Annotated in this window: 14 protein-coding genes; 3 read left to right on the plus strand and 11 right to left on the minus strand. The window is 38.3% G+C overall.

What is annotated here, in order from left to right; genetic code table 11:
• Positions 1-169 precede the first annotated feature (169 nt).
• The 3 genes from clpB to rluD form a co-directional block, all read right to left on the minus strand.
• Positions 170-2,746: an ATP-dependent chaperone ClpB gene (clpB, locus tag GQR54_RS15360; RefSeq protein WP_166378772.1), complete on the minus strand. Its 2,577-nt coding sequence runs from the start codon at positions 2,744-2,746 to the stop codon at positions 170-172.
• Positions 2,747-2,842: 96 nt separating this feature from the next.
• Positions 2,843-3,574 carry a peptidoglycan editing factor PgeF gene (gene pgeF, locus GQR54_RS15365; protein WP_166378774.1) on the minus strand — a complete coding sequence of 244 codons (732 nt, stop codon included), beginning with the start codon at positions 3,572-3,574 and terminating at the stop codon, positions 2,843-2,845.
• Positions 3,574-4,551, minus strand: coding sequence for a 23S rRNA pseudouridine(1911/1915/1917) synthase RluD (rluD, locus tag GQR54_RS15370; protein WP_007581384.1), 978 nt, complete (start codon positions 4,549-4,551; stop codon positions 3,574-3,576). Before rluD ends, pgeF begins: the two co-directional genes overlap by 1 nt.
• A 141-nt stretch (positions 4,552-4,692) precedes the next feature.
• Between rluD and GQR54_RS15375 the strand changes: the two genes are divergently transcribed.
• Positions 4,693-5,457 (plus strand): outer membrane protein assembly factor BamD, encoded by a 765-nt coding sequence (locus GQR54_RS15375; protein ID WP_007581382.1) that lies wholly within the window; start codon positions 4,693-4,695, stop codon positions 5,455-5,457.
• A 47-nt stretch (positions 5,458-5,504) separates the two neighbouring features.
• On the opposite strand, the gene glnB is transcribed toward GQR54_RS15375, so the two are convergent.
• A complete protein-coding gene (glnB, locus tag GQR54_RS15380; RefSeq protein WP_002962211.1) occupies positions 5,505-5,843 on the minus strand; it encodes a nitrogen regulatory protein P-II in 339 nt (112 codons plus the stop codon).
• Positions 5,844-6,002: 159 nt separating this feature from the next.
• Here glnB and GQR54_RS15385 point away from each other — a divergent pair, with 159 nt between their 5' ends.
• Both GQR54_RS15385 and GQR54_RS15390 read left to right on the plus strand, forming a co-directional pair.
• A complete protein-coding gene (locus tag GQR54_RS15385; protein ID WP_166378776.1) occupies positions 6,003-6,572 on the plus strand; it encodes a GspH/FimT family pseudopilin in 570 nt (189 codons plus the stop codon).
• Positions 6,573-6,651: 79 nt separating this feature from the next.
• Positions 6,652-7,182 carry a GspH/FimT family pseudopilin gene (locus tag GQR54_RS15390; protein WP_166378778.1) on the plus strand — a complete coding sequence of 177 codons (531 nt, stop codon included), beginning with the start codon at positions 6,652-6,654 and terminating at the stop codon, positions 7,180-7,182.
• A gap of 6 nt (positions 7,183-7,188) precedes the next feature.
• Here GQR54_RS15390 and GQR54_RS15395 read toward each other — a convergent pair whose 3' ends face one another.
• The 7 genes from GQR54_RS15395 to GQR54_RS15425 form a co-directional block, all read right to left on the minus strand.
• A complete protein-coding gene (locus GQR54_RS15395) occupies positions 7,189-7,611 on the minus strand; it encodes a type IV pilin protein (protein WP_166378780.1) in 423 nt (140 codons plus the stop codon).
• A gap of 9 nt (positions 7,612-7,620) precedes the next feature.
• Positions 7,621-10,899 (minus strand): PilC/PilY family type IV pilus protein, encoded by a 3,279-nt coding sequence (locus GQR54_RS15400; protein ID WP_166378782.1) that lies wholly within the window; start codon positions 10,897-10,899, stop codon positions 7,621-7,623.
• 1 nt (position 10,900) lies between these two features.
• On the minus strand, positions 10,901-11,404 hold the full coding sequence (locus GQR54_RS15405; RefSeq protein WP_166378784.1) for a pilus assembly protein PilX: 504 nt from the start codon (positions 11,402-11,404) through the stop codon (positions 10,901-10,903).
• The gene (locus GQR54_RS15410; RefSeq protein ID WP_166378786.1) at positions 11,392-12,369 is read right to left on the minus strand and encodes a PilW family protein; all 978 of its coding nucleotides are present in this window, start codon (positions 12,367-12,369) and stop codon (positions 11,392-11,394) included. Before GQR54_RS15410 ends, GQR54_RS15405 begins: the two co-directional genes overlap by 13 nt.
• 1 nt (position 12,370) lies before the next feature.
• Entirely contained in the window at positions 12,371-12,931 is a 561-nt protein-coding gene (pilV, locus tag GQR54_RS15415) for a type IV pilus modification protein PilV (protein WP_166378788.1), read from the minus strand.
• Positions 12,932-13,114: 183 nt separating this feature from the next.
• Complete coding sequence (locus GQR54_RS15420; RefSeq protein WP_166378790.1) at positions 13,115-13,816, minus strand: LytTR family DNA-binding domain-containing protein; 702 nt, start codon at positions 13,814-13,816, stop codon at positions 13,115-13,117.
• On the minus strand, positions 13,813-14,847 hold the full coding sequence (locus GQR54_RS15425; RefSeq protein ID WP_166378792.1) for a histidine kinase: 1,035 nt from the start codon (positions 14,845-14,847) through the stop codon (positions 13,813-13,815). The genes GQR54_RS15420 and GQR54_RS15425 overlap by 4 nt, the downstream gene beginning before the upstream one ends.
• Positions 14,848-14,873 lie beyond the last annotated feature (26 nt).

Raw genomic sequence — 14,873 nt, forward strand, 5'->3', positions numbered from 1 at the left:
AATTAAGGGCAATGCGAGAACGAGTGAAACGTTATATTCTTCCAGAAAAAAGAAAACGGCCCAAAAGTAGGACCGTTCGAATTTCAAAACTCGGTACACCATTAAGTCAAAGCATGCTTAACTGAATGGTGTTAGCTATAAAGCGGCTTTTAAGTTTAATTATTTACAATTAACGTTTGGTAAATACAAGGCCGCCATCATTTGCATCAATAACAATCACGCAACCTGGTAAGTAGTCTCCATTAAGTAACTTTTGTGCCAGCGGGTTTTCAATCGTTTGTTGAATAGCACGCTTAAGCGGACGTGCACCGTACACAGGATCAAACCCACTTGCTGCAATTCGCTCAAGAGCAGCATCGCTTATTTCAAGCAGATATCCCATCTCAGTTAAACGCTCACGTAATTTCATTAACTGAATATCAGCTATTTCTTTTATATGCTCGTTTGCTAACGGGTGGAACACGACAGTCTCGTCTATACGGTTAATAAATTCAGGCCTAAACTCATTAATTAATACTTCCATTACTTTAGCTTTAAGGGTCGTGTAATCATTATTACCCGCTTGCTCTTGGATAATATCTGAGCCTAAATTTGAGGTCATGATAATAACAGTATTTTTAAAATCAACGGTTCTACCCTGCCCGTCAGTTAATCGGCCATCATCTAATACTTGCAGTAAAATATTAAACACATCAGGATGCGCCTTTTCTATTTCATCAAGCAATATCACTGAGTAAGGTTTACGACGTACTGCCTCGGTTAAATAACCGCCCTCTTCGTAGCCCACGTAACCTGGAGGTGCCCCTACTAAACGTGCAACTGAATGCTTTTCCATGAACTCAGACATGTCGATACGCACCATGGCATCTTCGGTATCAAACATAAAACCAGCCAGTGCTTTTGTCAGCTCTGTTTTACCCACACCAGTTGGACCTAAAAATAAGAAAGAACCAATAGGACGATTAGGATCTGCAAGCCCGGCACGTGAGCGTCGTATTGCGTTAGAAACAGCAACAACCGCTTCATCTTGCCCTATTACTTTACTGTGTAACTTATCTTCCATTTGCAGCAGCTTTTCACGCTCACCTTGTAGCATTCTTGCAACAGGAATACCTGTCCAGCGAGACAGTATTTCAGCTATTTCATCTTCACCTACTTGGTTTTTAAGCAGGGTCATTTCTTGCATTTCGGCTTGTGAGGCTAAATCAAGTTTTCGTTCAAGCTCTGGAATTCGCCCATATTGCAGCTCTGACATACGCTGTAAATCACTTGCCCTTCGCGCTACATCTAAATCTAATCTTGCTTGTTCAAGCTCGGCTTTAATTACTTGCGTGCCTTGAAGTGATGCTTTTTCAGCATTCCATATCTCGTCTAGCTCACGATATTGCCCATCAAGGTCGGTGATCAACTCTTGCATTTCAGCTCGGCGTTTTTGACTTGCTTCGTCTTTTTCTTTCGCTAGTGCGTTATCTTCAAGTTTTAATTGAATAATACGACGTTCGAGTTTGTCTAATGACTCTGGTTTTGAATCAATTTGTAATCGAATTGAAGAACCCGCTTCATCTATTAAATCAATCGCTTTATCCGGTAACTGACGGTCGCTAATGTAACGATGAGATAACTGCGCCGCAGCAACAATCGCGGGGTCAGTAATTTCTACTGAATGATGTAACTCATATCGCTCTTTTAAGCCACGTAATATTGCAATGGTATCTTCAACAGATGGCTCTTCAATAAGTACCTTTTGGAATCGACGCTCAAGAGCTGCGTCTTTTTCTATATATTTACGGTATTCATCAAGCGTGGTTGCGCCAACACAGTGTAATTCACCGCGTGCTAATGCTGGCTTTAACATATTGCCTGCATCCATGGCGCCGTCACTTTTTCCTGCACCTACAATAGTATGTATTTCATCAATAAATAAAATAACCTGGCCTTCTTCTTTAGCCAATTCGTTTAATACTGATTTTAAACGTTCTTCAAATTCGCCACGGTATTTAGCACCCGCAACTAACGCCCCTAAATCAAGTGATAGTACGCGTTTATTTTTTAATCCTTCAGGTACTTCACCATTAATAATACGCTGTGCTAACCCCTCGGCAATTGCTGTTTTACCAACACCTGGCTCACCGATTAATACAGGGTTATTTTTAGTGCGGCGTTGTAGTACCTGAATCGTGCGGCGAATTTCGTCATCGCGACCAATAACGGGGTCAAGCTTACCTTGCTCTGCTCGCTCAGTTAGATCAATCGTGAATTTTTCAAGCGCTTGACGTGTTTCTTCGGCATTTGGGTCATCAACTTTTTGACCGCCGCGAATCGCTTTAATTGCAGTTTCAATTTTAGTCGAGGTAATATTTAACGACCTAAATATATCGCCAAGTGGACCTTTATCATCGCATGCCGCCAGTACAAATAATTCACTTGAAATATATTTGTCTTTGCGTTTTTGCGCGTACTTATCACATAGATTAATAAGTGATGCCATATTGTTTGATAGCTGGACGTCGCCACCTACACCTTCTACTTTAAATAATTTTTCTATTTCTTGTGAAAGCTTGGTGTTGAGTTCGTCAGCGCTGACACCCGTTTGTGCAAATAATGCACGTACACTAGAGCCACTTTGCTTTAGCAATGAATACATTAAATGTACGGGTTCAATAAATTGATGATCGCGACCAAGGGCTAGCGATTGCGCATCAGAAAGCGCAGATTGAAATTTACTTGTAAATCTATCTAAACGCATGGTGTTACCTATTAAATAATCTAATTGCTTAATTAATGGGTATGTTTAGGTGTTTGTTCAAGGTGTAGGGGGAAATATAATGATTAAAGATGTGAATTACTTGCGCCAGATCAAACTAGCCATACGTCCAGTTTGTCCATCTCGTCGATAAGAAAAAAATAAGTCACTTTGAGAGACTGTGCAGTAGTCGCCACCCGTAATATTTTTAACGCCTTGCTGGGTAAGTAAAGTACGCGCAATACCATAGATATCAGCAAGATATTTACCATTAGCTTGTGGTGTAAATGCGTGAATAAATGAAGGGGACCTTTTTTGAAATAACTCAAACACTTCAGCCCCAACCTCAAATCGAGTTGGCCCAATTGCAGGCCCTAGCCACGCATTTATATTTTCATACTTTGAGCTAAAACATTCCAAAGTATTTTTAATAATTCCCTGCTCAAGCCCTCGCCAGCCGCCATGTATAGCTGCAACTTCTTTTTCATCATCACTGACTAATAAAATAGGTAAACAATCGGCGGTCATTATAGCCAAAGGCTGATTTAATAACTGAGTATAAAGCGCATCAGCATCGTGTAACTCATCAAAATCAAAATGTTCATCAACAATAACAACATTAGAGCTATGAACTTGATTTAGCCACACGGCAGGTTTAGGTAGGAGATTTGTTAATAATGAGCGATTTTTTGATACATGATTTTGATTATCACCAACATGGAATCCCAAATTAAAACTTTTAAATGGGATTTTTGAAACACCACCTCCACAAGTAGTACTTAACGTTCCTACTTTATGAAGGTTTTGCCATGTCGCTGACAATAAGTGCATTATCTATCGATATCAGGATTAGCTTTAGTATCTTCACGTAATGCGAGTGTCATAGCAACCATATCGTCTGGGATAGGTGCTTGCCATGTCATCATTTCACCCGTGATTGGGTGCGCAATACTCAATTTTACAGCATGTAGTGCTTGGCGTCTAAAGCTACGAAGTAACTCAAATAACTCAGGTGTTGCACCTTTAGGTGGACGCGGACGGCCGCCATAAGATTGATCGCCAATTAGCGGGTGATTTAAATGTGCCATGTGCACGCGAATTTGATGCGTACGACCTGTTTCTAAGCGCAGGCGTAAACGAGTATGAGCACGGAATTTTTCAGCAACACGGTAATGTGTAATTGCCGGTTTACCCAGTTCATGTACTGCCATATGCGTACGCTGAGTCGGATGGCGGCCAATCGCTTTTTCAACCATACCACCTGCAGTCATAGTACCATTACACAGTGCTTCATATTCACGCGTGAAGTTTTCACGCTTTTGTAGCGCTGTTACTAAATGCGTTTGTGCTGGAATCGTTTTAGCTACAACCATTAAACCGGTCGTGTCTTTATCTAAACGATGCACAATACCCGCGCGTGGTACGTTAATTATTTCAGGGTAGTAATGTAGTAATGCGTTTAGCACTGTTCCATTAGGATTACCCGCACCAGGGTGAACCACTAGGCCCATTGGTTTATTAATTACCAAAATATCATCGTCTTCATAAACAATGTTTAATTTGATATCTTGTGCTTCGTATTCGCGTGGTGCTTCAATTGTTGTTTCAACACTTACAACTTCACCACCTAGTAGCTTTTCGCGTGGAGTATTGAAAATTTCACCGTCTACGGTGATTTTATCATCCAATATCCACGTTTTTATACGAGAACGTGAATAATCAGGGAACAATTGTGCTAATACTTGGTCTAGACGTTTACCACCTAATTCGGTTGGAACGTCGGCTTGAAGAGAAATTTGCTCTGACATTAGTAACTTTACCCAATTTACCAGTGCAAGCTTTGCTCGACTGGGTTAGAATCGCTTTTAATAAAAGCATAATATAATACACATAGTTTACTCGGTTTTACCGACTTGGCCTAGCCGAAGACATCGAAGGTAACAAATAAAATGATAAATAAAATAGGGAAACGTGCATTTGCCATTGTTTTTTCAGTTTCTGTACTTAGTTTAGGCGCTTGTTCGTCTGCTCCAGACCAAGAAGACATTCAACGTGTACCGAATAAGTCTGCACACGCTTTATATGAAGATGCAAAAGAAACACTAGATTCTGGTTTATATGCTCGCGCAATTGAACTTTTGAGTGCAATAGATTCTCGCTACCCGTTTGGCCCATTCTCTAAACAAGTACAAATGGACTTAGTGTATGCACATTACCAATCAGGTAATACTGAACAAGCACTTGCAACCATTGACCGCTTTATTCGCTTAAATCCAAACCATAAAGACCTAGATTACATGTATTACATGCGTGGTTTAGTAAACATTAAAGCAGATAAAAATGCGTTCCAAGAGTACTTTGGTGTAGATAGAGCTGATAGAGATGCAAACCGTACACGTGTTGCATTTACTGATTTATCGACACTAGTAAAACGCTTTCCAAAAAGTGATTACGCGCCTGAAGCTAAGCGTCGTTTAGTATGGCTTTTAAATCGTATGGCACGTTATGAATTAAAAGTAGCCACTTACTATTATGAGCGTGAAGCTTATTTAGCTGCTGCTAATAGAGGTAAGTTTGTTGTTGAACACTACTCACAAAGCAGTTACTTGGATCCCGCGCTTGAAATGATGGAAAAAAGTTACGACCAATTAGGTTTAACTGAGCTTAGTGAGCACGCAAAGCAAACACGAAGACTAAATAAAAGAACTAAATAAACAAAAAGGCGCTTAGTAAGCGCCTTCTTACTGCGTAGTAAAAAATCTTAAATCGCTTCTTCATCTTCCTCAGCAGTACGAATACGTATTACACGCTCAACATCAGTGACAAATATTTTACCGTCACCGATTTTTCCTGTTTGTGCCGTTTTTACAATAACTTCAATTGCACGGTCTACATCTTCATCAGTCAATACAATATCAAGTTTTACTTTAGGTAAAAAATCAACCATATACTCTGCGCCACGATATAACTCAGTGTGACCTTTCTGACGTCCAAAACCTTTTACTTCGCTTACCGTCATACCTGTAATACCCACATCAGACAATGCTTCACGCACATCGTCTAACTTAAAAGGTTTGATAATTGCTTCTATTTTTTTCATATTAATTACTTTTGAAAGCTCCAGTTGTCTCGATTTTAGACAATCATGGTGTTCATAGCAAACAAAGCAATTGAATTACGGTGATAAAACAACCGATCATGATATAATTTACTATATAAAAATAGCATACTTAAATAACTAGCAGTAAATGAGATTAATATGAAAAATAAACAAAACGGATTCACTCTTTTAGAACTCATGGTAACCGTTGCTATCGTTGGGATCATTGCATCCATTGCGATTTGGAATAGCAGCGATATGCTAGAAGAAAATAGAGCTGAAAATTTTTTGTTGGAATTAAAAAGAAATATTGCATATGCACGTGCTCAAGCAGCAATTACTGATGAGATTGTTATTGTGTGTCCGGTACTCAGAGCCAAAAAGTTTGGCAGTTCTAATCTAACGTGTAAAAGTGAGTGGGGCTCGACCAGTACTGTGATCTTATTTATAGATTCTGATAACAATGGAGGCTATGATAGTGCGAATGATAGTCTACTACGCGTAATGTCGGATATATCATCTAATGATAAAATAAAATTCACAGGCGACAGCAGCCTTCGCTTTAATACTAGCGGCCGAATTACAGCAAATCTAGTCAACTCAAAAATCAAAGAATTTACCGGCTTTATCTATTGTCCAAATAGCGATAACGAAAATAATAAAGCACTTAACGTATCAGTCTCTGGGACTGCTTTTTATCTTGGTGATACCACTATTACGTGCGATTAAAAAACATACAACCTTATCTTGTCATATTCGTATCATTTACTAGACTAAGTTAATCATCTATTAACTCAGGTCTTCACGGATGAGATTAACAATATCAAAAAATAAGGGAATAACACTTCTTGAATTAATGGTATCGATTGCTGTTGTCAGTATTGTTAGTCAATTATCCATGTGGTTTTATCCAGATTTTTTAGCAAAAAACAGGTTAGATAATCATATAAGTCTCCTACACAGAAATATAAATTACGGCCGCTTATATGCCATTGAGAATAGCACTTATGTTACATTATGTGCGCTAAAAGACACCCAATGTAAAGAAGGTGAATGGGGTGGTCAAATGTCACTATTTACCGATAAAGATAATTCGACCACGCTAGATGACGATGAATTACTCTTAAGTACATTTGAGAAAGTGCACGAAGCTGACAATCTTGAGTACCCTCGTAGTGCAATTACTTTTCGTCCTGATGGATCGTTAAATGGTTTTCAAAATGGTACTTTTATATATTGCCCTAATAACAATAAAGCCAATCTCGAAGGATTGGCTTTATCTGTTAGTCAAACAGGTAGAATACGCATTAAATCAACAGATAAATGCCAGAAGAAATAACTCTAATTATCTTCCCCAACAGTAACCAATATCTTTTCCTTTGTCTGTTTTGTCCCCTTGCGCGCCTTTAGTACCTGTATCAGTTATTGATAACTCAGTGCAATCGCCGTCTCCTTTTACCGGCCCTGCCACCGGTTTAGCAGAGATTGTGAAGGTATTTTTATCAATGACTTTAATTGATAATTCAAAATGTCCATTTTCTGTCTTACTCTGAATCCCTATATCACTCGTTAACTCGGTATACTCTCTGTTATCGACAAAGTACTGTTCTTCTTTGTTTGCTGCATCCAATAATGCTGCGATGGCCTCTGCGCGAGAAGCACGCTTTACATATTCAGTATAGTTAGGCAGCGCGATTGAAGCGAGTATGCCGATAATAGCAACGGCTATCATCAGCTCAATTAAGGTAAATCCTCGTTGTTTTTTCATCTAATTTCCTTAATTATTAACTTCGTCATTTTCTTCACGTTTATAAATATATGTTTGTTGTGTTTTAAAGCCAAACCCTAGAGTATTATCGTTTACTAACTGAATCTTACCATCGACAATAGTTAAACTAGGACCCTTTATTTCAGGTGGTTTCATTGGGTTTTCAGCATCTTCACCTTTAATACCAGGCCCTATTAAATAAAACTGACTTTCTTGTGTTACGTCAACGGTTGGATTGTCATCGCATTTACCGTCACCATTACCATCCACACATGAGGGACCTTCACCAAAGTATAACTGGGGTGTATCTGGTACATCATAGCTTGTTGTAAATTTAAGATCGTCATACACTTTCGTACCATAATGTAAGTGAAATGCATATAAAGAACCACCACCACCACTTAGCGAGCATTGGTTTTCAGTCGATGTACCTGATGATGGGGTAAAACTTGTAAAGTATGCAACACCTCCAACTACTGTTGCAGCCGCTAGTGACTTCTCTGCTGCACCTAGCTCATACCTCCAGCCATTAAATTTAGCCAAATCAACTTCTAAATCAACAAAATCATCAACGTCATCTAGTGCATTGCCAAATGGGTCTGAATTCATTTGCATCAGATCAGCAGGTAAAATAGTATCTGGAGCATTCGTTTTATACGATTTTGTAACCGTATTTTCATCTCTGATCATAAACAATTGATCTTTTTCATTGGTGCCAGTTGGTTTTGAGCGATTACCACTACCAATAACTATCGCATCATACGGTGTATCTAAGCGTGTTATAACAGTGCTACCATTAATTGTTGTTTCGCTTACTTTACTATAAATTGTACGTGCTACGAGTGGCTTATAGAAAAAGCGCCTGTCCTCGGTTGCTTTATTACTACCAAGCTCAGCTAATTTAAAGTGACTAAATTCACTAGTATTAGTACCTGGCATATCTATGCGCCAAACATCTCCACCGGTATCTGCCGCATAAATTCTGTCTATATATCCATCATAATCTGAATCAAGTGTCGTTATATTAGCCGCAATACTATGCTTACCTTTAAAGCCATTTATATCGGGTGTTAATGCCCACACTCTTTTACCTGTTTCAGCTTCAACAATATAGATACCTCGTCCTACATTATCTTCACTTTTAATTGCCGCATCTTTATTGGTATCGTACCCCGCACCAAAAATTAATAAAGGCTTATCACCAAATGCTTTAATATAGGCTATTTGCGGTTTTGACCATGTTTGTGCAAGCTCTTTAAAGTCGCCCTTTCCGCCTTCAATCGGACTATCCCATAGCTTTTTAGGCTGATCGGGATTTGTTATATCTAGTGCGTAATAGTTTTCCCCACCACGACGCATCCCTGCAAATACCCACACTTTATCATTACCACTAGCATCAATAATACCGTCATTTAAGCCATCACTATTTAAGTTTTTATTATTAAAATAAACGCTAATTGGACCATCCATACCATATTTTTTACCCGTTTCTTTGCTACGTAGTGGTTGAATAATACTGTACAGTGATGAGGGAATAAATGCCCAGCTCTCAGACACTTCATTATTAGTATCATCGTCTTTGAACATATGTAAAAAGCCAGCATTAGTACCAATAAGAATACGAATATCATCATTACCGTAGTCAAGCGCTACTGGCTTTGAATGAAGAGGATCACCAAAAATATCATCTCTTTGATCCGTAGTATCCTTATCTTCATCTTCGTCATCAACATCAATACCCATAGCCCATTTTATATCTGAGCTAGATAAGCTGATTGGGTTATTAGTGATTAAATCAAGAATGTCACTAACTATTGATGTAGTAAATCGAACAATATCACCTTGTTTATCTGTATATAATGTTCTTCGTTCTTCGGCGTTAGTTCCTGTTAAGGTGCTTAGTTGATAATTAACGCCACCTTGCGCTACTAAGTTACCATCTGCTGACTTACCGGCAGGAAGCCAAAATGTTTTTGCATCAGTATCTATTAAACCATCAGAATCGAGAGCTACATTGTTTGTTGAATCAACAATATTACTACCTGACATTTTTAATTTTTTTAAGTTACCGCCCCAACGCGTATTTGTCTCTGGATAGAACATTGCAAAATAAATAGCATCTCTACTACGGGTTTGATCTACGTTGTTACTAGCAACAGAAGGAGATGAAAAGCTATCATTTACCTCTCTAATACGTGAAATAGTATTTTTTAGTGCTTTAGACAGCGCTTCTGATGTTCGAGCCTCTAGATATTGCCCACCACCAACAGTTGCTGCTTTATCGAGTAAATCAATTCCTCCTTGGCTCATTCCAGTACCAAAGCCAATAGTATAAAGGCGAGCTGTATCTAAAACATCACTTGTTGGTGTATACAAATCCACCGGTCTATCGGACGTCCCGTGTAAAATTTTAGCCATTGCGACTAAATAGCTATCGCTATATTTACCATCATCAAAAGGAATAGCATCAGTAAAAAGACTATTGTGGACATCGGCAATAAAGGAATCTCTATCATTTTCGTTTGTAGGGTCACCATCTGTCATTAAAATAATGTTTATTGAATTATCGCAGCGTAATGGATCACTATTACTCTGCTCAAAAGGAGATCTATAAGTTACGTTATTATCAATACTTTTGTCTCTATCATTATAGTATCGACCATAATCAAGGGTTTTCCCTGTTATATAGCGATAAGCCTCCCATAACGTCTCTGTTATTGGCGTTCCACCATTGGCAGGTAAATCATCAATATCTTGTAAAATATTAGATTTATTAGCTCCAACTTTAGCTACTACATACCCACCAGCGCTGTCCTTGAATCGCATTAAACCAAAATCAATATCATCATTATCACTAACTAATTGAGTAATAGCTCTTTGCGCAACGTTTAAGCGGCTATCATTACAAGACACAACAGGATATCCAAAATCATAGTTATTCCCACTAGTTTTCGTACCATTATAAAACCGACTTGAACGTATACCTTGAAAACTAGACTCCTTTTTGTAGCATTGGTATTGATCGCTAAAAAGGACATTACTTTCAAAACACGTAATCCGTGAAAAGCGAGGAGTGGTTCTTGCTACCCCATCCCACTGGTAACAGCGATCTCCATCTGCAACATCAAAGGCCATACTGCCTGATGTATCAAAAATTAATAAAACTTTGGGCTTTTCGTCTGTTTCTACATTATGGTTAACATACAACTCAATGTCTTCTGCGCTTGCTGCTAGACTGACTACTATGCCCAGTAATCCTGCTAGCACTTTGTTTAATTTATAATTCATATTAAATTCCCTTACTTATGCTAGCCATCTCTTGTGCTACGCCAGTAACAATCGTGAGTGTATGCTTGCTTTTAGAACCGTACTCAATCGTGGTAGCAACTTGTACCATGTTGCACGATATACCCGCTGTAAAATTGAAACGTCGTGGGCACTCTAAATCAAGAGCTCCGTTATTAAGGTTTATCATTTTACTTTGCATATCGTCATGAGTCGCAATTACCATACCCTCTTTGTCAGCAGCAGCAATCGAGGTGACTTCATCAGGACTCAAGAAAAACTGGTTATTTGCACCTTTATTTGCTTCATTAGAAATCATGCGCTGTACTTCACCAATAAGTTCATTTTCAGCCACCTCACGCTCTTGAGCAGCATTGGTAATTTTAATGTCGATGCTACTACTACTCATAAGAGTCACAGCTATACCCGTTACAGCAATTACCATTATTAGAGCAGTGATCAGTACTACACCCTGCTGCTTTTTCTGTGATTGTTTTAAATGCGCCATAAATTTGATCCAACATTATTTAATCGAATAGTAGTGGTAAATACCGTGCGTCTGAAAGTATCGGTAAATTTCAATTCACGTTTATCTTTATCTTCACCTAATGTATAAGTTTGGTTTTTAATTTTAACTCCAGGGTCTGGCTGCAATGCGCGTATTAATAAAAAAACCTGTACAGTTAAAATACCCTTTCGATTTTCCCAATCAGTATGCTCCATACCTTTGATACTTCGGTAGGTATCTACACGGTTATCACTGTTTGTATCAAGACCAAAAACAAACCGCATGTTCTCAACGCCTTCCATAATAGTTTCGGTGGTGATGCTCCCACCAACTAGACGCTTTCTCATTAATGCAGGTACAGTCAGGTTCTTGTTATTGACTTTATATGTTTGCTCTGAAATATAATAAACATGGTGGCTGTACGGCCAAATAGATGCATTAGCAGAACTACCCGAAATCACCTCTCGTTTAAATTGAGCGCTCTCTTGCTCTGCTACAAAGTAGTTTTCATCCGCTTGAGTCTCACTTTCAGTTAATTGGTCACCTTGTAAAAACTTTAACTGAATGATATCTGTGCCTTTGACAGGGTTAGTTACGCAGTTTAATTCTTTTGATACATCTGCAACCTTCGCATAAATAGTTCTAAAGTTACTCGCAGTTGCCAAGTCAGGAAAGCTACCATTGTTTAGTCCTTCAAAACAATCAGCTCCTGGGTTTGATAATGTTTTTGTATTTACCGCTGTAAATGAATCATCATAATAAGTACCCCAAAAACCAATTTGTTCGATATCGCGTTGCATTATGTTAATTGCAAGACGCCCTGATTCCTGGAGTTCACCAATAGTCATCGTATCTCTGGTGGTTACTTTCATACCTATATAGGTAAACATAACGCCGCCTAAAATTAACCCACCAATAAATAATGAAATCATCATTTCTACAAGTGTAAAACCTTTTTGCTTCATGTTAGCTCCTAAGGTAAATGTAACTAGTCAAAACAACTAAACGGCGTTTTTTATCAGCCGCTCCACACTTGATAGCGCCAGTCGTACTACTAGCATTAAACTCTTGTCGCCCTTGCCACGAAACAATTACCTCTAAATTAAATGCCTTACCACCTGAGCCAGCAACAGCTGTAGGTGCAATACATACAGTAGCATCATCTAAAGAGCCCGTATTTTCTCGAGCTCTTATAGCTCTTTTCCACTGTTCAAGATCTAGTGCAGCAACTTGCGCTGCGCTACAAGCACTTGTGAAGCAGGTCTGCGAGGTTGTCGTTGCAGTTTTACTATTAAATGTTTGTGTGTACAGTCCGGCTATTTGAGGGGTATCGTTAGCACGGATACGCTGCACAATATCATTACCAAGTGCAACTGCAGCAGCACGTTGCATAGAATCAAAGCTTGCTTGCTTTGCTTTTGCTTGCAGGGCAACTGCGCCTAAAAGACCAAAACTAAGAATAATAAATGCAATTAACACTTCAATTAGAGTGAAGCCTCTTTGCACTTTTGTTTGAGATGACTGCATAATAGAACCAAATAAAAATTATCTGATTATAAGTTTATGCTATTTATTTGAGGAATCAATGAGGACTAAGACAAGCGGTTATATTTGTTGATAAACGGTTAATTAAATCGGCTCATTCAACAAAAAAGTAGTAATTAAGCGTAAATGCATTTAACTCAGAGGCAACTTAATTGCGAAATAAGTCTAAAGCGTATTTTTAACTAATTTAAGCTCGCGACGGCTCACTGGCAATAACTCACTGCACCCTTGTAGCTCAATCATATGATTGCCATTCCCTTTTGAATGCAAAGCGATTACTTTTTGTTTATTCACTAAAGTATTGCGGTGAATTCGTAAAACATATGCGGGATATTGCAGCTCTAATTGCTTTAAGCTTTGTTCAAGTAAAGCCTCTCCACCTGAGAATATCATTTTGGTATATTTTTCTTCTGCACTAAAGTACAAAACATCATTTATATCAACACTACGTAAAGTACCCGCTAACTGATAAGATACTTTTACATTTTGTTGTTTTTGAATATGTACTTTATTTAAACGGCCTACTTGCTTAAGTACCTTCTGCAGTGATTGCTCTGTAATAGGTTTAACTAAATAACCTGCAGCACTTAACTGTAAAGCATCGAAAGCATGCTCAGGGTGGGCAGTTATAAAAACAACAGCAGGAGGTAGGGTTAAACTATTAAGTTCATTAGCAACTTGTAAACCATTCATACCGGGCATATCAACATCTAAAAAAATCAAATCTGGCGTTTGCTTTTTAGCAAGTGCTAAGGCTTCATTACCATTACTTGCCTCACCTTGCACAACTATACTTTTATCATGTGCTAACAAACGGATTAAGCGAGATCTCGCCAGAGGTTCATCATCAACAATGAGTACATTCATACACTGCCCTCAATTAGCTTAGGGATAACGACCTTGACCCTAAACACATCATTTTTATTAGTAATTGTTAGCTGTGCTTTATTTTTATAATAAATATTTAATCGCTGGCGAATATTTTCAAGTGCCATTCCGTTATTAGGCCTAGTTTGAGCATTAGAAATTGTTATAGGGTTGGAAACAATCATAGTTATATAGCCGGTAGTGATATGTAGCTCTACTTTTATTTCTGCACCATGCTCACTTGTTTCAACGCCGTGGCATACCGCATTTTCAATTAATGGCTGCAGGGTTAAGCAAGGAATGCTCAATGCGGGTAGTTCATTAGGTATTTGCCAATCAACTCTTAAGCGATTACCAAAACGCCATGTTTCAAGTGCGATATATTGCTTACTCAGCGTTATTTCATCTTCAAGAGATACATTCTTCCCCGGGTGCATTGCAGCCTGCGATAAGGCGGCTAATGCTAAAATAGCCTGTTCTGCCGCATCGGCATCATGATGGGTAAGCTCTGCAGCAGTGTTTAAACTATTATATAAAAAATGAGGACGTATTCTAGCTTGTAAGGCATCAAGCTCTGCACGAGAAAGTGCTTTAGTTTGCTGCTCTTTTTCAAAATGAATTAATAAAAATTGGACGAATAAAGCCGCCAGTAAAGCCACTATAATACAATTGCGAAGTGTGAAATAAATTAGGTTATTTGTATCATCTGTATCAAAAGCAAAATGAGAAAATAAAATACTAAAAATACAGGTAGATAATAAAAAAGAGACAAAAAATAGACTTAATTGAAAAGCTTGAGTACGTTTTTGTAAGAAAAATCTACAGAAGTATAAAGAAGAGGTACCGACTAAAACAATTAAATGCATAAACAAACTAATGATCCCAAGTCGAAGCCAAATATCTCCTTCTACATTAGGTGCAAAAGCTAAAACAATAGCAATAACTTGAGAAACAATAAGCGTGGCTAACACGCCTCGCTCATTAAAAAGAGCCGAAAAAAGCAAACCATCATTTTGAAGTGACTTGCTCATAACGACTCTCCTTTAATCTAAATGTT

The sequence above is a fragment of the Pseudoalteromonas sp. Z9A4 genome (genome assembly GCF_011378845.1).
GTDB lineage: Bacteria > Pseudomonadota > Gammaproteobacteria > Enterobacterales > Alteromonadaceae > Pseudoalteromonas > Pseudoalteromonas arctica.

Coding starts and splice junctions, on each gene's coding strand:
- clpB (WP_166378772.1), bottom strand. CDS start 2,746: ATGCGTTTAGATAGATTTACAAGTAAATTTCAATCTGCGCTTTCTGAT.
- pgeF (WP_166378774.1), bottom strand. CDS start 3,574: ATGCACTTATTGTCAGCGACATGGCAAAACCTTCATAAAGTAGGAACG.
- rluD (WP_007581384.1), bottom strand. CDS start 4,551: ATGTCAGAGCAAATTTCTCTTCAAGCCGACGTTCCAACCGAATTAGGT.
- GQR54_RS15375 (WP_007581382.1), top strand. CDS start 4,693: ATGATAAATAAAATAGGGAAACGTGCATTTGCCATTGTTTTTTCAGTT.
- glnB (WP_002962211.1), bottom strand. CDS start 5,843: ATGAAAAAAATAGAAGCAATTATCAAACCTTTTAAGTTAGACGATGTG.
- GQR54_RS15385 (WP_166378776.1), top strand. CDS start 6,003: ATGAAAAATAAACAAAACGGATTCACTCTTTTAGAACTCATGGTAACC.
- GQR54_RS15390 (WP_166378778.1), top strand. CDS start 6,652: ATGAGATTAACAATATCAAAAAATAAGGGAATAACACTTCTTGAATTA.
- GQR54_RS15395 (WP_166378780.1), bottom strand. CDS start 7,611: ATGAAAAAACAACGAGGATTTACCTTAATTGAGCTGATGATAGCCGTT.
- GQR54_RS15400 (WP_166378782.1), bottom strand. CDS start 10,899: ATGAATTATAAATTAAACAAAGTGCTAGCAGGATTACTGGGCATAGTA.
- GQR54_RS15405 (WP_166378784.1), bottom strand. CDS start 11,404: ATGGCGCATTTAAAACAATCACAGAAAAAGCAGCAGGGTGTAGTACTG.
- GQR54_RS15410 (WP_166378786.1), bottom strand. CDS start 12,369: ATGAAGCAAAAAGGTTTTACACTTGTAGAAATGATGATTTCATTATTT.
- pilV (WP_166378788.1), bottom strand. CDS start 12,931: ATGCAGTCATCTCAAACAAAAGTGCAAAGAGGCTTCACTCTAATTGAA.
- GQR54_RS15420 (WP_166378790.1), bottom strand. CDS start 13,816: ATGAATGTACTCATTGTTGATGATGAACCTCTGGCGAGATCTCGCTTA.
- GQR54_RS15425 (WP_166378792.1), bottom strand. CDS start 14,847: ATGAGCAAGTCACTTCAAAATGATGGTTTGCTTTTTTCGGCTCTTTTT.